We start from the raw sequence: 18,320 nt of genomic DNA, 5'->3' as shown, positions 1-18,320 counted from the left end.
CAGCCAGGCTCGATCTTGCGATCGCGGGATCGTGACTCGCCAGTCTTGGGTAGCGCCATCCGACGTTGCAGGTGAGACGCGGCAAGCCGATGCGCTCATCGCGCAGCCTGTGCCATCGTGTGATGGTCGATGTCTGCTCATGGTTTGTTAAGCTGAGCGCTCCTTTTCGCAAGGCGTACTCATGACCGACACCCCCGTGAAGGCCGAAACCGGCATGCCGTTGCATTGGAAAATGGCGATCGGCTTCGTCCTGGGGCTGGTGCTGGGGCTGGCGGTGCACATGAGCGTGGGCGGCGATGCGGCCTGGGTGCAGGCGCTGACCAAGTACCTCACCACGCCGTTCTCCAAGCTGTTCCTCAATCTGATCTTCATGCTGATCGTGCCGCTGCTGTTCTCGGCGCTGGTGATGGGCATTTCGGAGATGGGCGACATCCGCGCGCTCGGCCGGATCGGCTGGAAGACGCTGGGCTACACGGTGGTGCTGTCGGGTGTGGCGGTGCTGCTGGGTCTGGTGCTGGTGAACGTGCTCAAGCCGGGCATCGGCGTGGATCGCGAGCTGGCGCAGCAACTGCTGCAGCAGAACGTGGAGCGCACCGCGCAGATCGTCGACCAGAGCAAGCACCAGCCGCACGGCATGGACATGCTGCTGTCGATCGTGCCCGACAACGTGGTCGCTGCCGCGTCCAGCAACGGCGCGATCCTGTCGCTGATGTTCTTCGCGGTGATGTTCGGCGTGGGCATGGTGCTCAGCGAAGACGCCAAGGTGGCGACGCTGCGGCGCGGCATCGAAGGTGTGTTCGAGATCTCGATGACCCTGATCGGGCTGGTGATCCGCCTGGCGCCGTATGCGGTCGCCTGCTTCATGTTCAACCTGGCGGCGCTGTTCGGCTTCGAGCTGCTGGTGCGGCTGGGTGCCTACGTGGGCGTGGTGGTGCTGGCGCTGGGCCTGCACATGGTGGTGAGCTACGGCGTGGCGGTGCGCCTGGCCGGGCGCTCGCCGCTGTGGTTCTTCCGCGCCACCCGCGAGGCGACGGTGATGGCGTTTTCCACCGCGTCCAGCAACGCCACGCTGCCGACCGCGCTGCGCGTGGCCGACCAGATGGGGCTGCCGCACAAGGTCTCGCGTTTCGTGCTCACCGTCGGCGCCACCGCCAACCAGAACGGCACCGCGCTGTTCGAGGGCGTGACGGTGATCTTCCTGGCGCAGTTCTTCGGCGTGGAGCTGAGCATCGCGCAGCAGTGCATGGTGATGCTGGTCTGTATTCTCGGCGGCATCGGCACCGCCGGCGTGCCGTCCGGCTCGTTGCCGGTGGTGGCGCTGATCTGCGCGATGGTCGGGGTGGACCCGGTCGGCATCGGCATGATCCTGGGCGTCAACCATTTCCTGGACATGTGCCGTACCGCGCTGAACGTGACCGGCGACCTGGCCCTGACCACGATGGTGGCCAAGGGGGAGGATGGCGGGGATTCGGGAGTCGGGATTCGGGATTGATGAAGGCGGCAGCGTCGCGGCCTGAACCGGCCGCGCGTGAGAGCGGCCTCAGCCGCGATGGGCCTTGCGGTGAACGCCTGTCGCAGCTGAAGCCGCTCCTGCGCCATCTCAGGCGCCCAGCCGGTGACGCTACCAATCCCCAATCCCCGCCTGTGGGACAATAGTGGGCCCGACGCCACGCGCCCGCTTCCGACAGATCCCTCATGACGACGCCCACCCGCCGCGAACTCGCCAACGCGATCCGTTTCCTTGCCGCCGATGCGGTCGAGGCCGCCAATTCCGGCCATCCCGGCATGCCGATGGGCATGGCCGACATCGCCGAAGTGCTGTGGAACGACTTCCTCAGCCACAATCCGAACAACCCGCACTGGTTCAACCGCGACCGCTTCGTGCTGTCCAACGGCCACGGCTCGATGCTGCAGTACGCGCTGCTGCACCTGTCCGGCTACGACCTGCCGATCGAGGAACTCAAGCGCTTCCGCCAGCTTCACAGCAAGACCGCCGGCCACCCGGAGCGCAGCGAGACCCCCGGGGTGGAGACCACCACCGGTCCGCTCGGCCAAGGCTTCGCCAACGCGGTCGGTTTCGCGCTGGCCGAGAAGTTGCTGGCGCGGCGCTACAACCGCCCCGAGCACCAGATCGTCGACCACCGTACCTGGGTGTTCATGGGCGACGGCTGCATGATGGAGGGCGTGTCCCACGAGGCCGCGTCGCTGGCCGGCACCTGGGGCCTGGGCAAGCTGGTGGCGTTCTGGGACAACAACCATATCTCCATCGACGGCAACACCGCCGGCTGGTTCAGCGACAACACCCCGGCGCGGTTCGAGGCCTACGGCTGGCACGTGATCCGCGATGTCGACGGCCAGGATGCCGATGCGGTCAAGGCCGCGATCGAGGCGGCGATCGCCGAGAGCGAGAAGCCGACCCTGATCTGCTGCCGCACCACCATCGGCTTCGGTGCGCCGACCAAGGCCGGCAAGGAATCCTCGCACGGCGCCGCGCTGGGCAAGGAAGAGCTGGAGGGCGCGCGCAAGGCGCTGAACTGGCCGTACGCACCGTTCGAGATCCCGCAGGCGATCTACGACGGCTGGCGCGCCGGTGGTGCCGGCACGCTGCGCCAGGCCGAGTGGGAGCAGGCCTTCGACAAGTACGCCAAGCAGTACCCGGCCGAAGCCGCGGAACTGACCCGCCGTTCGCACGGCGAGCTGCCGGAAGACTTCCTCGCCCAGGCCGACGCCTACATCGCCAAGCAGGCCGCCGAAGGCCAGACCATCGCCTCGCGCAAGGCCTCGCAGATGGCGATCGAGGCGTTCGCGCCGCTGCTGCCGGAGCTGGTCGGCGGGTCGGCCGACCTGGCGCATTCCAACCTGACCCTGTGGAAGGCCAGCAAGTCGGTCGCCACGGATGATCCGAACGCCAACTACGTGTACTACGGCGTGCGCGAGTTCGGCATGACCGCCATCGCCAACGGCCTGGCGCTGCACGGCGGCTTCATTCCGTTCGACGCCACCTTCCTGGTGTTCAGCGACTATGCGCGCAACGGCGTGCGCATGAGCGCGCTGATCCCGGCGCATGCGATCCACGTCTACACCCACGACTCGATCGGCCTGGGCGAGGACGGCCCGACCCACCAGCCGGTGGAGCATCTGGCGTCGCTGCGCTACATCCCCAACAACGACGTGTGGCGCCCCTGCGACACGGTGGAGTCGGCGGTGAGCTGGAAGGCCGCGATCACCCGCAAGGACGGCCCGAGCTGCCTGGTGTTCAGCCGCCAGAACCTGCCGTTCCAGGCTCGCACTGAGGCGCAGATCAAGCTGATCGAGCGCGGCGGTTACGTGCTGGCCGATGCCGAGGGCGGCACGCCCGACGTGATCCTGATCGGCACCGGTTCGGAGGTGGGCCTGGCGGTGGAAGCCAAGCAGGCGCTGGATGCCGCGGGCCTGAAGACCCGCGTGGTGTCGATGCCCTGCACCGACGTGTTCGATCGCCAGGACGCCGCCTACCGCGAGTCGGTGCTGCCGTCGGCGGTGCGCAAGCGCGTGGCGGTGGAAGCCGGGGTCACCGCCTTCTGGCGCGCCTACGTGGGCCTGGACGGCGCCGTGGTCGGCATCGACAGCTTCGGCGCCTCGGCGCCGGCGAACGTGCTGTACAAGCACTTCCAGATCACCGCCGAGCATGTGGTGGCGGCGGCGAAGGCGCTGTAAGCCGAGAGCCACGATAGGGGACGAAAAAGGCCGGCGTATGCCGGCCTTTTTCTTGCCTGGATGGCGTGTGCCGTATGAGAGAGCGCGCATCTCGGAGGAGCGGCTTCAGCCGCGACCGAGGTTCCGTGTAACGCCCTACGCGGCTGATCCCCGAAAAGGGGACAAGAGCCGCTCCTACACGACGGTGTCGGTATCACGTGCATTGGCGATGCGATCAACCGCGCTTGCGCGGCTTGCTGCGGGATGTCGTCGGTTTGCCTGCGGCGCTGCCGGGGTGCTGCGGCTTCGCCAGTGCGCCGCCGTCGTGCAGTTGCTGCAGCCAGGATAGTGCATCGACGTAGGACAGGAAGTGCTGCAGGTAGCCGGGCGAGAGCGTGCGCATCAGCGCCAATGCGCGATGCACCAGCACGCCGGAGTTGAGCGGGCCGGCGTCGGCGGGGGCCGGTTGCAGCGACTGCCGCAATTGGCTGCGGCTGCGCAGTTCTGTCCACAGCCGGCGCGCGTCTTCGACCGCGGGCAGTTGCGGTGCGGTGAGTCGCGCCGCTGCGGTCGCTGCGGTGGGCAAGGGCGATGGTGCGGGGAGTTCTGTGTCGATGGCATCGGTCGCCGTGGGGGCTTCGTCGTTGGCCTCCAGGTTGGCGCCTTGGTCGTTGCCGGCGCGGATCGCAACCGCCGCGGCGCGGGACTGCGCCAGCAAGGCACCGAGCGGGCCTGGTTGCATCGCGCGCACCGCGGCGTCGGCCTCGGCATCGCCAGCACCTTGCGGCGCCGCGGCCAGCGCCGCGGCGTACGCGTCGAGCAACGCGGACAGCTTCTGCTCCAGCAGTTCCCGCGCCTTGCCCTGCTGCGCCTCGGTGCGGCGCGCCAGCGCTTCGAGGAAGCGGAAGCGCAGCGGGTCCAGCCGCTCGGCATGCTCAGCACGCCAGGCGGCGAGGCGATCGGTGGCGGCGATCCGATCAGGGCGCATGCGGTGTCGCGGCGCTCTTGCGCATGCGCGGCAGCGGCGCCATCTCCACGCGGCGGTTGCTGGCGCGTCCGGCCTCGTCCACGTTCGGCGCCACCGGCTGCTGCGCGCCGAAGGCGGCGGCGAAGACTGCATCGGCCGGTACGCCGGCCTCGATCAGCGCGCGGGTCACGGTCAATGCGCGCTCGGCCGACAGTTCCCAGTTGTCGGCGAACTGGCGATTGCTCTCGCGCACCTGGCGATCGTCGGTGAAGCCGCTGACCATCAGGATCTCGTCGCGCGCCTTGAGGTAGCCGGCTAGCGGCGCGGCCAGGCTCTTCAGCAGGTCGCGGCCTTCCGGCTGCAACTGGTCGGAGTTCAGCGCGAACAGCACGTTGCCGCGGATACCGATGCGGCCGTCGACCAAGGTCACCCGGCCGGCTGCCAGCGGTGCGGCCAGCGCCTGTTCCAGGGTCTTGCGCTGCTGCGCTTCACGCTGGCGCTGGCGCATCTCCGCATCCAGCTTGTTCGACAGCTGCAGTTGCACGCCGATCACGCCGATCAGGATCAGCACGAAGGCGCCGAGCAGTACCGACATCAGGTCGCCGAACACCGCCCAGACCGGGGCGCCGTTGTCGGCGTCCAGTTCCAGTTCGTCGCTCATGCCGCGTCGGCCTGGTCGGGCGCCTGGCGCGCGGCGAGCTGACGCAATTCCTCGGTGATCTGCTGCTGCGAGAGCATGCTCAGGTCGATCACCTCACGCGCCTGCGCCACGTAGTAGGCCAGTTGCTCGTCGCTGCGCGTCAGCGACTTGTCCAGCGCCTGCTCGATGCCCTGCAGGCGTTCCAGCAGGGCCATGTTGGATTCGCCGAAGGCCTGCACCGCGCCGGAGAACGCGTCGCCCAGGCTGACCACCTCGGTGACGCCGGCGACGACCTGCGCGGCAGCGTCGTCGAGCTTGCCGGTCTGGGCGTCGATCTGCTCGGTGAAGCGGCTGCCGACGCGCTCCAGCAGATCGGCCGACGTCGCGACCAGGGCGTCCACCGCGCTGCGCTGTTCGGTGGACGCGTGGTTGACCGCCTCCAGCAGGGTCTGCAGCGTGGCCAGCAGGCGGTTGCGCTCGTCGAGCATGGCGGTGTCGCGGACCATGCTGTCGGACAGCTTCTGGCGCAGTTCCGCGACCACGTCGGCCGCGGCCTTCGGCGCTTCCGAGGCCACCTGCACCAGCCGCTCGATCTCGGCGATGGTGTCGCGCGCCTGTGCCTGGCCCTGCTCGGACATCGCCGCCGCGGTTTCCTGCAGGGTGCTGCAGATCTCCTGCTGGCGCTGTGCGATGCGCTCGCCATGGTGCTCCCACTGTCCGCCGAGGGTCGCGGCCATGCTGGCGAAGCTGTCGGTCCAGGCACGCAGACGCGCCTGGTCGCGCGCTTCCAGTGCCTCCTGCAGGTCGGCATGGGCCTGCTGCAGCGTCTCGGCGAGGGCGGCGGCGCGCTGTTCCAGGCTGGCTGCGGCGGTATCCAACGCTTGCGCGTTGCGCGTGGCCAGGGCCTCGTTGACCTCGCGTTGCTGCGCCAGCGCCGCGCTCCATGCCTGTTGCACGGCCTCGACGGTGGCGTCCAGGCGGGTCGCCACGGTCTCCAGCGCCTGCGTCGTGTGCGTGGCGAGGGTGTCGTTGATCGCGCGCTGCTGTGCCATCGCAGCGTCCCAGCCCTGCTGTGCGGCCTCGGCGGTGGCGTCCAGCCGCGTCGCCACGGTGTCCAGTGCCTGCGCGTTGCGTGCGACCAGGGCCGCGTTGGCCTCGCGCTGCTGTTCCAGCGCCGTGCTCCAGGCTTGCTGGGCAGCTTCCGCGGTGGCATCCAGGCGGCTGGCCACCGTGTCCAGCGCCTGCGCCTGGCGCGCAGCGAGGCCGTCGTTCGCCTCGCGTTGTTGCGCCATCGCCTCGCTCCAGGCCTGCCTGGCGTCGTCGCTGGCGGCCTGCAGGCGTGCCGCGGTCGCCTCCACCAGGCTGGTGGCGCGCTGTTCCAGGCCGTCGCCGGCGCGTTGCAGCGCACTGCCTAGTTCCTGCAGCAGTGCGCCGTTGACGCGTTGCTGTTCGGCCAGCGCGCTGTCCCAGCGCTGCGTGGCCTGATCGGCGGCCTGGGCGAAGCCGCTGGCCAGGCCGTCCAGTTGCCGCTGCACTGCCTGGCCGACGCTGTCCTGCAGCGCGGCGGTCTCGCGTGCCACGCCGTCGAGCGTGCGTTGCACCACCGGCTCCAGCGCATCGCCGAACGCCCGCGCATGCGCGGCCACGCCGGCCTGCAGGGCGTGTTCGACCGCCCCGGCCAGGCGCGTGTAGGCGGCCTCGGTGCGGCTGTGGAAGGCGTCCTGGCTGCTGGCCAGGCGTTCGCCGCTGACCGCGCTGTGCTGTTCCAGCGCCGCCATCATCGTCTGCATGCGCTCGATCAGGCCGGGCATCAGCGTGGCCTGGGTCTGCAGCAGCTTGAAGGCCTCGTTGCGCTGGTAGGCCAACGAATGCGTGCGCAGCGCGGTCGCCGCGTGCAGGTCCAGGTGCTGCACCGCCTGCAGGCGCTCGCGCCGGCACAGCGCGGCGAGCAGGCCGAGCATCGCCGAGGCCGCGACGCCGGCGATGGAGGTGCCGAAGGCGAAGCCCAGGCCCTTCAGCGGCGCCGCCAGCGAGGCGCGGATGGCATTCAGATCGGTGGCGCTGTCCAGTGCCAGGCCGGTGCCGCGCAGGGTGGCCATCATGCCCAGGAAGGTGCCGAGCATGCCCAGCAGCACCAGCAGGCCGACCAGGTACGGGGTCAGCGCCGGCACCGGCAGGGCCGCGCGTTCGCCTTCGATGCGCAGGCGCACCGCGTTGCGCAGGCTCGGGTGCAGCCGTTGCAGCCAGCCGCCCAGGTCGTCGCGCGCGGCCTCGGCGTCGCTCAGCGCGGTGTGCAGGGTCGCCGTGGCCTGGCGGTAGCGGTACAGCTCGGCGATGCCGGCCAGGTAGCACAGGCCGATCAACGCGGCGAAGCTGGCGCCCAGCGGGTTGGAGCCGAGATAGCCGACGCCGATCCAGCAGACCACGGCGAGGCCGGCAAGGAACAGGACGGAATGGAGCAGGGTCTTGGGCATGAGGATCGGATCAACGGCTGCGAAGCGCGGCGAGCAGCGCTTCGATGGGATGGAAACGGACGTCCAGTTCGGCGCGCAGGACGCTGTGCAGGTCCTGGCGGAACAGGTCCAGCCAGGCCGCGTCGGACGGCGCCGGCGGAACGTCGGTGAGGGATGGATCGGGGGCGGGCGCGGCGGCCGCGCGCAGGCGCTGGAAATGCGCTTCCAGCAGGTTGGGCACCGTCGCCAGCAGGGTCTGCTCGCGCGGGCTCAGGGTCAGTTCCATCACCGCATCGACCTCGGCCAGCCGCGCCATCTCCGGCGAGAGCGGGACCAGGGCATCGCGCAGCAGGCCGCGCAGGCGCCCGGTCGCGGTCAGCATCGCGCGCTGCAGCGCCTGGTAGCGCTGGCGGAACGGCGCGTAGTCGATCGGTGCGTCGGGGTCGTGCTGGCGCTTGCCCACGGGCTTGCCGGTTTCCTTGGCGATGTCCAGGGCGATGCTCTCTTCCAGTGCAGCGCGCACGCGGCCGCATTCGGCCTCCAGGGCCGACGGTTCCGGCGCCCCGGGGGCATCTTCGGCAGGCTCGGGCAGTTTGCCGTCCAGCGCCCGCGACACCGCCACCGCGCGGTTCCAGTCGATCCATTGGCCGAGCCGGTCGGCCAGCGCGGGGCTGGACGCGGGCATCGGCGCATCGCTCAGGCGCGCCAGCAGGCGAATGAAGGCCGGGCCCGGGACGGGCGCCCGTGGAGGGGCTTTCGCCATGTGAGTGGTCAAAAACCCGCAATTTTACACGCGAATGACATCGGCTGCCCGGAGGCGGCCGATGCCGAACCGCGAGGAGACGCCAGCGACCTCAGCGCGCCTGGCGTTCGGTGCGAATGCGTTGCCTCATTTGCATTGCGGCTTGTTCATCTTGATGTCTTTCAGATCGGCAGCCGTATACAGCGCCGCGGGGCGGTTCGGGTCGTTCTGCATGTTCTGGTAGAGATTGGCCAGCGCCTGCAGATGGCCGTCTTCGCCGCTGCCGAAACGCTGCTGTTCCGAAGCCTTGGCGCCGTACAGGCCATTGCACAGCAGGGCTTTCCTGAAGATCTTCAGTACTTCAACGCGCGCATAGTAGGTCTGCAGGCGCTGTGCGGCGTCTTGCGGCTGGTGATTGATCTTCGCGTAGTTGCTGTTGCAACGCGGACCGAGGTCCATCGGATAGGCAGCGGCGATGCCCGCGCAACTGGCGACGGTGGCGGGCGGAGCGGCCAGCGCAGCAAAGGGCAGCAGTGTCGACAGCACGAGCAGAAGAGCGCGGAACGATGGGCGCATGTTCATCGAAGGGAATCCTTGGTCGCAATGGGATGGATGGTCGGCTTGCGCGCCATGCAGACATGGTCGTCGCGCAGCCACTGTCGCTGCGTGCCGATATGTGCGGGATCGGGAAATGTCCCTAGATGCCCGGGCCTTCAGCCCGAGGAAGCGCGATGCAGCTTGCGGAGGATTGCCGCACCCCTCGATGCTTCGGCGCCAGGAGTGGCCTCTGAGGGCGGGTCGCGGCGCTGGTGCATCCTGCCCAATGCCTTGCGTGCAGTCTGCACGCAAGGCACTCGCCGCAGCGGCGGAGGCAGGGCCGCGTCAGTAGGTATAGCTCAGCGTGAGCATGTACACGCGCCCGGTTTCCACGTAGGCGCCATCGGCACCGGGGTCGTAGGCCATGTAGCGGGTGGACTTGCCCTGGGTCTCGTAGAAGGTGGCCGAATTCAGCAGGTTCTTCGCGGCGATGCCGACGTCGATGCCGTGCGGCAGGTGGTAGGTGGCGGTGAAGTCCAGCGACTTGACCGGCTGCAGGTAGTAGTTGAGCCGGTCGCTGGTCAGGCCGAGCAGTTGCAGGCCGGTGTAGTTGTAGCTCAGGTCGGCGCGCAGACGGCTGTCGTCGTAGAACAGGTCCAGGTTGTAGATGCGCTCGGGCGCACGCGGCAGCCAGGTCTTTTCGGGCTGGTCGGCGCGCTTGCTGTCGGCGGAACTGTGTTGCAGGGTCAGGTTGGCGGCGATGCCGAAGTTGCCCCAGAACCCTGGCAAATCCTGCAGGCGCTTGCTGCCGGCCAGTTCCAGGCCGTACAGCGTCGCGGTGCCGCCGTTCTGCGGCATGGTCACCGGCACGCCGTCCTCGAAGGTGGTACCGGTCGGGACCAGGCCGCCGAGCGTGTTGTCGTTGCTGGTCGCCGACTGCGAGGTGTAGATGAAGCCGGTGATGCGCTTGTAGTAGGTCGAGGCGCTGAGCACGCCGCCGTTGCGGTCGTAAAACTCCGCGGACAGGTCGGCGTTGTCGGCCTTGCTCGGCTGCAGGTCGGGGTTGGGTTTGGAGATGCCGATGACCTTCTGGGTGGGGTCGACCGTGTACACGGTCTCGCCGGAGATCAGCCCGAACGCCGGGCGGCTGAAGCTGCGCCGCAGCGAGGCGCGGTAGACGGTCAGCTCGTCCGGACGATAGTTGAGGCTGATGCCCGGCAATACTTCGCCATAGCTGCGGCCGCTGCCGACGAAGCGGCCGTTGATGCCGTCGCCGTTCGATTGCCAGGCATCGGCGGAGTAGCGGGTCAGTTCGTAGCGCACGCCGGGCAGGAGGGTCACCGCGCCGACATGCAGCGTGGCCATCGCGTAGCCGGCGTAGATCGCCTCGGTACTGGAGGTGGTGTTGGCGTTGTAGTCGTTGGCGGTATAGATGCCGGCGCCATTGGGATCGTTGACGTACTTGTACGGCACCGCCTGCGCACGCACCCAGTCGCGGTCGAGGATCTTGAACGGGCCGGCGTAGTGGCCATCGAAGGCGGCGTAGGTGAGGCGGCCGGGCAGGGCGCTCAGCGGCGGGCCGCCGGCGTTGGGGAACACGTAGTTGCTGCCGCCGAAGTAGGGGCCGTTGTAGACGAAATTGCCGTCCTTGTGGAAGAACGGGTGATCGTAGGAGCCGCGGTCGGCGTGGTCGAGCGACAGGCCGGTCTTGACCTCGTCGAGCACGTCGCCGTCCACGCGGTAGCTGATGTCGGCATGCGCGCTGGCGCGGTTGTCGTGGCTGCCGGCATCGTGGCCCTGGGTCTTCCAGAACAGCGCCGAATCCAGGCTGTAGAAGAAGTTCTTCAGGGCCGGCGAACTCGGGCCGATGCTCGGATAGGTCGGGTCGCTCAGGTCGAACGCGAAGCTGCCCGGGGTGAAGCCGTACAGGCTCGCGGCGACGTAGTCCGGGCGGCTGCGCGTGCCGCGTCCGAAGGAACTGCCGTAATCGAAGCGCAGACGATCCAGCGTGGTCTGCCCGCCCAACTGCAGCGTGGCCAGGGTTTCCTTGATGTCGTGGGTGTTGAAGTAGCCGCCACGCACCGCGGTCGGCTGGTTGTTGACGGTTTCCAGGCGTGCGCTGGATTGGTCCTGCTGGCCGGTGACGTTGTAGCTGCCGTAGATGGCGCGCGCGAAAAGGGTGGTGTGCTCGCCCTGCCAGTCGAAGGCGAGGTTGCCGCCGTAGCGCTCGATCTGGCTGGTGTAGACGCTGTACTTGTAGCGGGCGCTGAGCAGCGGGCCGACATCGCGCAGATCCACTGCCTTGGCCTGCGCCGGATCCGCCGGGAAGTACGCGCTGTTGGGCGCCGGCGCCTGCGCCATGTTGTTGTTCTTGCCGTAGTAGGCCGAGGCATAGACGCCGAACGCGTGGTCGTCGCCGAAATTCCAGGCCAGCTCCTGTTGCAGCGTGCCGCCGGTGTGCTTGCCGCCGAGGTCGGAAGCGAGCGCGTTGAACTGGCCTTGCGCGGTGGTCTTGCCGTAGAAGTCGCCGTCGAAGTCGAACGCGCTGGGCGTGCGCATGTCGATCGCGCCGCCGATCGCGTCGCCCGGTAGGTCCGGGGTCGGCGACTTGGAGACCTTGACCGACTGGATGCCGAACGGCGCGAGCATGTTCAGCGAGATCGCGCGCGTGGACGAATCGGTCTCGGGCATGCCGAAGCCGTTGAGGCGGTAGCTGTTGTAGCTGGCATCCAGGCCGCGGATGCTGACGTAGGCGTTCTCGCCGGTGGTGGCCTGGCCCAGATGCATGTCGCTGTAGGCGGACAGCCCGGGCAGGTGCGCGACCACGTCGGCGATGCCGGCGGAGGGAATCGCGTCGATCTGCTGCTTGCTCATCACGCTGTTGACGCCGTTGGACAGGCGCTGTTCGTCCAGCGAACCCGGAGCGGTGGCCTGCGCGGCCTGGACGTTGACCGAGTCCAGGGTGGTGGTGCGTGCGCTGGCGTCAGCGGGATCGTCGGCGTCGCTGGCATGGGCGGCCGGCGAGAGCGCAAGCGCGAGGGCGATGGCACAGCACAGGGGGCGGGGGCGATGGATCGGGAGCATGGGGGTGGCTCGTTGGGGGAAACAGCGGTTGCGATCCGAAGTCCGGACACGCCGATGCCGGCGCGCGGATCGCCCAGGCCTTCCATTGCGTACGTGTGGGGCGTGGCCGCGACGTCGCGCGGCCAATGGCGTTCAGTGGCGCAGGTCGACGCCGTGGCAGTCGGCCTGCGGACGCTGCGGACGCTGCGGATTGCAGCGGGCGACGGCGTCGTCGGGGAAGCGCACCACGTAGCCGGAGGCGGCCGGTTCGTGATCGGGAAAGTCGGTGCTGAGCAGTTGCGCGCCGCTGGCGAGCATGGCGTCGCGTCGCGCAGTGTCGTTGCGCAGGGCTTCCTTGAGGTCCGCGTCGGTGCGGGTGCGCACCAGGTAGCCGGCCTTCACCAGCGTCGCGATCTCGTCGGCGCTGCCGTCGTTGCGCTCGACGAAGGCGGCGTCGTCGGCGCCGGGATCGGCATTGGTGAAGCACACGCGGCCGCGCAAGGACGGATGGCCGGCCAGGTAGGCCGGGCCGATCGAACGCTGGTCGAGCAGGAACACCACCTTGCCGCGCGCCGCGGAGAGCGCGGGCCAGCCCTGCGCGAGCACGGCGGCGTTGAGCGTGGCCGCGCTGCCGCGTACCTGGTCGGGGCTGATGTAGTCGTTCGCGGCGAACACCGAGCGCAGTTCGGCGTCCAGCGCGTCCAGCGCCTTGCCGTCGAACGGCTCCGGCTGCACCGTGGGGAAGGCCGCCGGCACGGTGGATTGCTTGGTTTCCAGCAGGATGAAGATCGGCAGATGCCCGGGGTGCCGTTGCGACCACGCCCGCACCTCACGCAGGCAGGCCAGCAGCGGCTGGCAGGTGCTGCGCTGGTCGAGGTCCTGGATGTGCATGACCTTGAAGCCCGGCCGCTGCATCACGCCCGGCGCGGCGATCGGCGGAGCCGGCGGCAGCCCGGCCTTGGCGAGCTGGTCGATCATCGCCGGGTGCGCGTAGCGTCCGCCCTTGGCGTCGGCGTAGATGTCTAGTTCGATCTGGCGCACGCCGTCGTCCAGTTGCTGCGTCAACGGCGGATGCCGGTAGTCCAGCACCGCGAACGTCGCTGGATCCAGGCGTTTCCACAGCGCCGCTTCGCTGGGCGCGAAGCCGGCGTGGTAGCTGTTGTGGCTGCCGATGTACTGCAGGTCGCCAAGCCTGGGTGCGGCGCACAGCGCAGATGGCAACAGCGCCAACACTGCCAGCAGGGCGCGCAGCGCAGCTGGCGCACTGCGGAGCTTCGACGACATCGGGACAGAACGTTGGGGGAACATCGTGGCCACGTTTGGTAACGATATCTCGACAGCATCCCGAGTGGAGTTGACGCGGGTGTTGCCAAATCGTGTCATGGCCGGCGGCGTGCCATGATCGTGCGCGATGTCCCATGCGTGCATGATCGTCGTCACGTTGTCGCGGCTGGTTTGGACAAGCACCGCCGGCGACGCGGTTTTGCTGCAACTCAGCGCGAAGTGTTGTCGTTATTGCGAGAGCGGCTCAGCCGCGACGGGTGTTTCCGATCGCGCGCGTTGCGGCTGTCGGCCCAGGGCACGTCGAGCCGCTTCTATACGTAAACCCTGCGTCGCCGGGTGGCTCCCTGCCGTTGCCGCGCGTGCGTCATTGCGGCGTGCGCGTGCGCTGCAGGGCGAATGCCAGCAACGTCGCGTCCAGCCGTTCGCCGAGGCTGCGCGGCGCGTCCAGCCCCATGCGCTGCATGCAGGCGGCATCCGCCGCGGGACGCGCCAGCACCGCGCTGGCCACCGTCTTCAGCTTGGCGCCGGTGCTGGCGGAGTGCTGCTGCAGCCAGGACAGGGCGCGCAGCAGGCGCTGCTCGACCTCGGTGAAATCGCTGCCCAGCGGATAGTCGGGCAGGGTGCCGTCGCGGCGGAACGGCGCCAGCGCGTCGCGCACGCGCGCAGCGTGATTGCGTTGCCAGTGCGTGGATGTTGCGAAGTCGGCGGCCAGCTTGCCGTTGGCCTTCGCCGTCTCCAGCAAGGCGGGTTGGGCCTGCACGTCGGCGATCCCGACCATCGCCGCGATGCAGTCCTCGTCGGTCAGGCCGCGCAGGTCGGCGATGCCGTACTCGTTGACGTAGAGGTCGCGCAGGTGCCGCGGAATGGTGGTGTGGCCGTAGTTCCAGCGTACGTTCGACTGCGTTGCGCCGGCATCGCTGCGGACGGCGCGGAACATCAGCACGCTGCGCGCGTCGTCCAGCGCGTGCGCCATGGACACGAAGTTGTACTGGCCGCCGACGCCGGACACCACGCGGCCATCGTCCAATGCATCGGACACCGCCGCGCCGAGCGCGGTGGCCATCATGCACGAGTTGAAGAAGCGCGCCTCGCGCCGCTGTACCCGGCGCAATGCCTCGTCGCCGTAGAGCTGGTTGATCTCGCTGATGCGGCGCATGCCGATCGCCGCGCGCGCCTGCGGATCCATGTCGCGCAGCCAGGCGTAGAACTCCGGCGAGCCCAGGTAGAACGCGCCCTGCAGGTATTCGCCCTCGCGCTCCAGGCGCCGCAGGTCCTGCGCATCGGCAGTGCCGTCGGCCACGCGCCGCAGCAGCGGCGCGTCGTCGAGCACCTTGCGCCGGATCACCCCGCACTGGACCAACTGCCTGAAGCCCTCGTTGAGCATCTCGCTGCAGCCGAACAGGCCGACCGCGAACGGCTCCAGGCCGCCGCATTCGCGTACCGCCGGATGCCGCTCCAGTTCCGGATCCAGCGCCGCCAGCACCTGCCGGTAGCGCGCGTTGTCGGTATGCCGCAGCACCAGCGCGTGGCACAGCGCATCGGCCAGGGTGCCGATGCCGATCTGCAGGGTGCCGCCGTCGCGCACCAGCGTGCTGGCGTACAGGCCGATGGCGTAATCGGCATCGGCGACCGGCTGCCGTGGCAGCCCGAACAGGCGCGGAGACGGCCCCGGCGGCGTCACCACCACGTCGAAGAAGCTCGGCTCCACCGCCGCGCAGCCGCCGATCCACGGCAACTGCGGATCGACTTCGGCCACCAGCAGCGGCCGCGGCAGGCCGCGCCGCTGCACTGCGGCCAGGGTGTCCTGGGTGATGTCGTTGTTGCACGAGAACGACAGCCGGGTGCCGTCGGGTTCGCGCGCCACCTTCTGCACGATCAGGTTCGGCGCACGCTGCGCCACCGCATCGGCGGCATGCGTGTAGTTGAGGCTGGTGTAGCTGCGCTGCGCCTGGGTCGAGCGCAGCAACGCGCCGGACTGCATGTAGAACTCTTCGACCTGGATGTGTGCCGGCAGCGCATCGCGCTGCATCGCCTGCACGTAGCGCAGGCGCGGGAAGTCCTCGCCGAAGTGGCGCTGCACGAACGGCCGCGCGAAACGGCCCTGCAGCCCGCCGCCGGGCGCCGGCGGATTGAGCGACAGCGCGGTGTAGATCTGCAGCGGCCGCGTCGGATCGTGTTCGATGCGCTCGTACAGCGCGTTGAGCAGGCGATGCGGTTTGCCCAGGCCCAGCGGTGCGCCCACGCGCAGCGGGCCGGTGATGCGCTGCAGGATCAGGTCGGCAGCGGCGTCGAGGTCGTCGAGGTGATCGGTCATCGGCATAGCTTAGAGGGTGTGCCGGCGATTGCGTCGATCGTGATGCGCGACCGATACGCGCGGTGCCGCGGCGTACGCGATTGGCGGCGACGACCTCCGGGCGTGGGGGCATGCCGATCGCCAGGGCATCGGTCGTTGCGCAAAAAACGCTTGACATGCGTTTTGTTTACGCGCGTAATCATTGAAAATTTACGGGCGTAAACGAAATGTCGATCAGCGATGCGGAAGCCGTGGTCATGGAGGTGCTGTGGGAGCGGCACCCGCTCAGCGCCGAGGAGGTGTTCGCCGCCTTGTCCGGGCATGGCGGCTGGGCCGAACCCACGGTCAAGACCCTGCTCAACCGCTTGCTCAACAAGGGCGCGATCCGCGCCGACAAACAAGGCCGCCGCTATCTGTACACGCCCCTGCTGCAGCGCGCGCAGTGGGTGCAGCAACAGAGCGAAGGCCTGCTCGACCGCCTGTTCGGCGGCCGTATCGCGCCGTTGGTGGCGCACTTCAGCGAACGCGGCAAGCTCAGCGATGCCGATATCGCCGAACTCAAACGACTGATCCAGGAGCTGGACGATGAGCATTGACGGGATCGTGAAGGACCTCGGGAGTACCGCGCTGGTCGTCAGCGTGGCCATCGCGGCGGTGCTGGCATTGCGCGTGCCGATGCGGCGCGCGTTCGGCGCCGGCATCGCCTACGCGCTATGGATCGCGGTGCCATTGGCGCTGCTGGCGGCACTGTTGCCCAGCGGCTGGCGTCCAGCGTTGCCGGCGGGCTTGGCGCTGGACATGCCGGCGGTGCTGGTCGGCGTGACACGGGCGCAGATGTCGGCAGGCGACGGCGTGTCGGCGAGCGGGCATGCCACGGTCTGGTTGCTGTCGTTGTGGCTGGCGGGTGCGCTGGCCTCGGCGGCCGTATTGTGGCGGCAGCAGCGCCGCTACCGGCGCAGCCTGGGTCGCTTGCAGCCTGGCGAGGATGGCGTGCTGGTCGCCGAGCATGCGCTGCATGGGCCGCTGGTGCTGGGTGCGTGGCGGCCGCAAGTGGTGGTGCCGATGGACTTCGCCGCGCGCTATCCGCCGCCGCAGGCGCAACTGGTGCTGGCGCACGAACGCATGCATATCGCCCGCGGCGACACCCGCAGCAATCTGCTGCTCGCCGTGCTGCGCTGCGTGTACTGGTTCAATCCGCTGCTGCACTGGGCCGCCACGCGTTTCCGGCTGGATCAGGAACTGGCCTGCGATGCCGCAGTGCTGGTTCGCCATCCCGGCACGCGCCGGCACTACGCCGAGGCGATGCTGCAGACCCAGTTGGACGCGTTGGCCTTGCCGGTGGGCTGCCATTGGCAGGCGGGCAGCGTCCTGTGCCAGCGCATTGCCTTGCTGCGGCGCCCGGCGGTGCGTGGTTGGCGGCGTCGTCTGGGCCTCGCGGCGGTGACGCTGGCCGCGTTGAGCGGGAGTGCGATGGCACTGGCGTTGCCAACTGGAACAGATGCCACGGGCGTGGCACGCGATCTTGCCGCGAGCGAGGTGGATGGCACGTCGGCACGATCGGTGCAGCAGGCGTCGGTGGTCGCCGCGCGGACCGGAGCGCAGCCTGCCACGGTGATCGACATGCCGCCCCCGAAATACCCGGATGAAGCGGTGCGTGCCGGCGTCTCCGGCAAGCTGGTCCTGCTGGTCGACGTGGATGCGCACGGGGCGCCGAGCGACGTGCGCGTGCTGGATCATGGCAGCGGTAGCGCAGTCTTGGATGCTGCCGCGGTTACCGCCGCCTGGAAGTGGCGCTTCTCGCCGGCGACTGCGCACGGACGCGCTGTGGCCAGCCGCGTGAAGATCCCGGTCGCGTTCGACGTGGAAATGTATCCCGAGGAGGCGCCGGCTGGCGTCGCCGATGCTGCGAACTACCGCTGGTATCGCCTGGGCGAGGATGCCGGCGACACTTTGGCGAGCTTGTGCGACAAGGTGTTCTCCGGCAAGGGCGGCGCCGCGCCGCTGTGCGGCATGGCGCGGACCGTGCGATGAGTGCGCACTTGCGGGCTGGCATGCTGCTGGCACTGGTCCTTTCCGGCTGCGCCAGCCACGTGCCGAAAGAGGCGCCGCAACCGACCCAGCGCATCGACTCGGTGGATCAGCGCATGTTGGAAACAGGATTCGGCGCGGCGCCCGGTGCGGCGGCGGTGCAGTCGTATCGGATGCAGCCGCAGGAAGTGTTCCGCATGCCGCAACCGCTGCAGGCGCCGACGCCGCAGTTGCCGACCGAGTCGCCGCGCCACACGCTGGCCCCGACCACGGTCTGCGTGCGGGTGATCCTGTCCGCGCAAGGCATTGTGGAGCGCAGCGCCCTGTTGAACGATCGCCCGGACTGCAGTGCGGGCGCGCAGCCGGAGATGGCCGATCTGCTGCAGGCGGTGCAGGACGCGGTCGCGCAGTGGCGCTTCGTGCCGGCGGCGATCTGCACCTATGCCGATCCGGCGCAGCGGCCGGCGCAGGACGGGCGCTGCGACGACGCGCAGTCGGTGCAGGAGGTGCCTGTGACGCTGGCCTACGCATTCACCTTCGAGGTCCGACAGGGCAAGGCCAGCGTGCAGTCGGGGCGCGTCGGCGGCGCGCGCTGAGCGCCGCGATCGCCGCGTGCGGTCTGCCTTGCCCGTTGCCGG

At 69.1% G+C, this 18,320-nt stretch carries 13 protein-coding genes; 5 read left to right on the top strand and 8 right to left on the bottom strand.

All coding sequences use genetic code 11. The features are described 5' to 3' along the window. The first annotated feature begins 181 nt into the window (after window positions 1-181). A complete protein-coding gene (locus tag SLW52_RS15385) occupies window positions 182-1,492 on the top strand; it encodes a dicarboxylate/amino acid:cation symporter (RefSeq protein WP_153750746.1) in 1,311 nt (436 codons plus the stop codon). Window positions 1,493-1,695: 203 nt separating this feature from the next. Continuing rightward, complete coding sequence (gene tkt / locus SLW52_RS15380) at window positions 1,696-3,696, top strand: transketolase (protein ID WP_320740534.1); 2,001 nt, start codon at window positions 1,696-1,698, stop codon at window positions 3,694-3,696. Window positions 3,697-3,910: 214 nt separating this feature from the next. Here the strand turns inward: tkt and SLW52_RS15375 are convergent, their stop codons facing one another. From SLW52_RS15375 to SLW52_RS15340, 8 genes are all read right to left on the bottom strand, one after another. Further along, window positions 3,911-4,663 carry a DUF2894 domain-containing protein gene (locus SLW52_RS15375; RefSeq protein ID WP_295938189.1) on the bottom strand — a complete coding sequence of 251 codons (753 nt, stop codon included), beginning with the start codon at window positions 4,661-4,663 and terminating at the stop codon, window positions 3,911-3,913. After that, a complete protein-coding gene (locus SLW52_RS15370) occupies window positions 4,653-5,303 on the bottom strand; it encodes an OmpA family protein (protein WP_295963368.1) in 651 nt (216 codons plus the stop codon). Before SLW52_RS15370 ends, SLW52_RS15375 begins: the two co-directional genes overlap by 11 nt. Then, window positions 5,300-7,756, bottom strand: coding sequence for a DUF802 domain-containing protein (locus tag SLW52_RS15365; RefSeq protein WP_320740535.1), 2,457 nt, complete (start codon window positions 7,754-7,756; stop codon window positions 5,300-5,302). Before SLW52_RS15365 ends, SLW52_RS15370 begins: the two co-directional genes overlap by 4 nt. Before the next feature lie 10 nt (window positions 7,757-7,766). After that, the gene (locus tag SLW52_RS15360; protein WP_017917358.1) at window positions 7,767-8,498 is read right to left on the bottom strand and encodes a DUF3348 domain-containing protein; all 732 of its coding nucleotides are present in this window, start codon (window positions 8,496-8,498) and stop codon (window positions 7,767-7,769) included. A gap of 126 nt (window positions 8,499-8,624) precedes the next feature. After that, complete coding sequence (locus SLW52_RS15355) at window positions 8,625-9,059, bottom strand: hypothetical protein (protein ID WP_320740536.1); 435 nt, start codon at window positions 9,057-9,059, stop codon at window positions 8,625-8,627. A 300-nt stretch (window positions 9,060-9,359) separates the two neighbouring features. After that, window positions 9,360-12,098: a TonB-dependent receptor gene (locus SLW52_RS15350; RefSeq protein WP_320740537.1), complete on the bottom strand. Its 2,739-nt coding sequence runs from the start codon at window positions 12,096-12,098 to the stop codon at window positions 9,360-9,362. A 132-nt stretch (window positions 12,099-12,230) separates the two neighbouring features. Next, window positions 12,231-13,361, bottom strand: coding sequence for a phosphatidylinositol-specific phospholipase C1-like protein (locus SLW52_RS15345; protein WP_320740538.1), 1,131 nt, complete (start codon window positions 13,359-13,361; stop codon window positions 12,231-12,233). A gap of 364 nt (window positions 13,362-13,725) precedes the next feature. Beyond that, the gene (locus SLW52_RS15340; RefSeq protein ID WP_320740539.1) at window positions 13,726-15,681 is read right to left on the bottom strand and encodes an acetyl-CoA hydrolase/transferase C-terminal domain-containing protein; all 1,956 of its coding nucleotides are present in this window, start codon (window positions 15,679-15,681) and stop codon (window positions 13,726-13,728) included. 200 nt (window positions 15,682-15,881) lie between these two features. Between SLW52_RS15340 and SLW52_RS15335 the strand changes: the two genes are divergently transcribed. From SLW52_RS15335 to SLW52_RS15325, 3 genes are read left to right on the top strand one after another with little or no spacing between them, the layout of a single operon-like run. Beyond that, complete coding sequence (locus SLW52_RS15335; protein WP_010340889.1) at window positions 15,882-16,250, top strand: BlaI/MecI/CopY family transcriptional regulator; 369 nt, start codon at window positions 15,882-15,884, stop codon at window positions 16,248-16,250. After that, window positions 16,240-17,685: a TonB family protein gene (locus SLW52_RS15330; RefSeq protein WP_320740540.1), complete on the top strand. Its 1,446-nt coding sequence runs from the start codon at window positions 16,240-16,242 to the stop codon at window positions 17,683-17,685. Before SLW52_RS15335 ends, SLW52_RS15330 begins: the two co-directional genes overlap by 11 nt. After that, window positions 17,682-18,278, top strand: coding sequence for a hypothetical protein (locus SLW52_RS15325; protein ID WP_295921759.1), 597 nt, complete (start codon window positions 17,682-17,684; stop codon window positions 18,276-18,278). The genes SLW52_RS15330 and SLW52_RS15325 overlap by 4 nt, the downstream gene beginning before the upstream one ends. Window positions 18,279-18,320 lie beyond the last annotated feature (42 nt).

This window comes from Xanthomonas sp. LF02-5 (genome assembly GCF_034105325.1).
Taxonomy (GTDB): domain Bacteria; phylum Pseudomonadota; class Gammaproteobacteria; order Xanthomonadales; family Xanthomonadaceae; genus Xanthomonas_A; species Xanthomonas_A sontii.
This window is presented reverse-complemented; position numbering and strand designations above follow the sequence as displayed.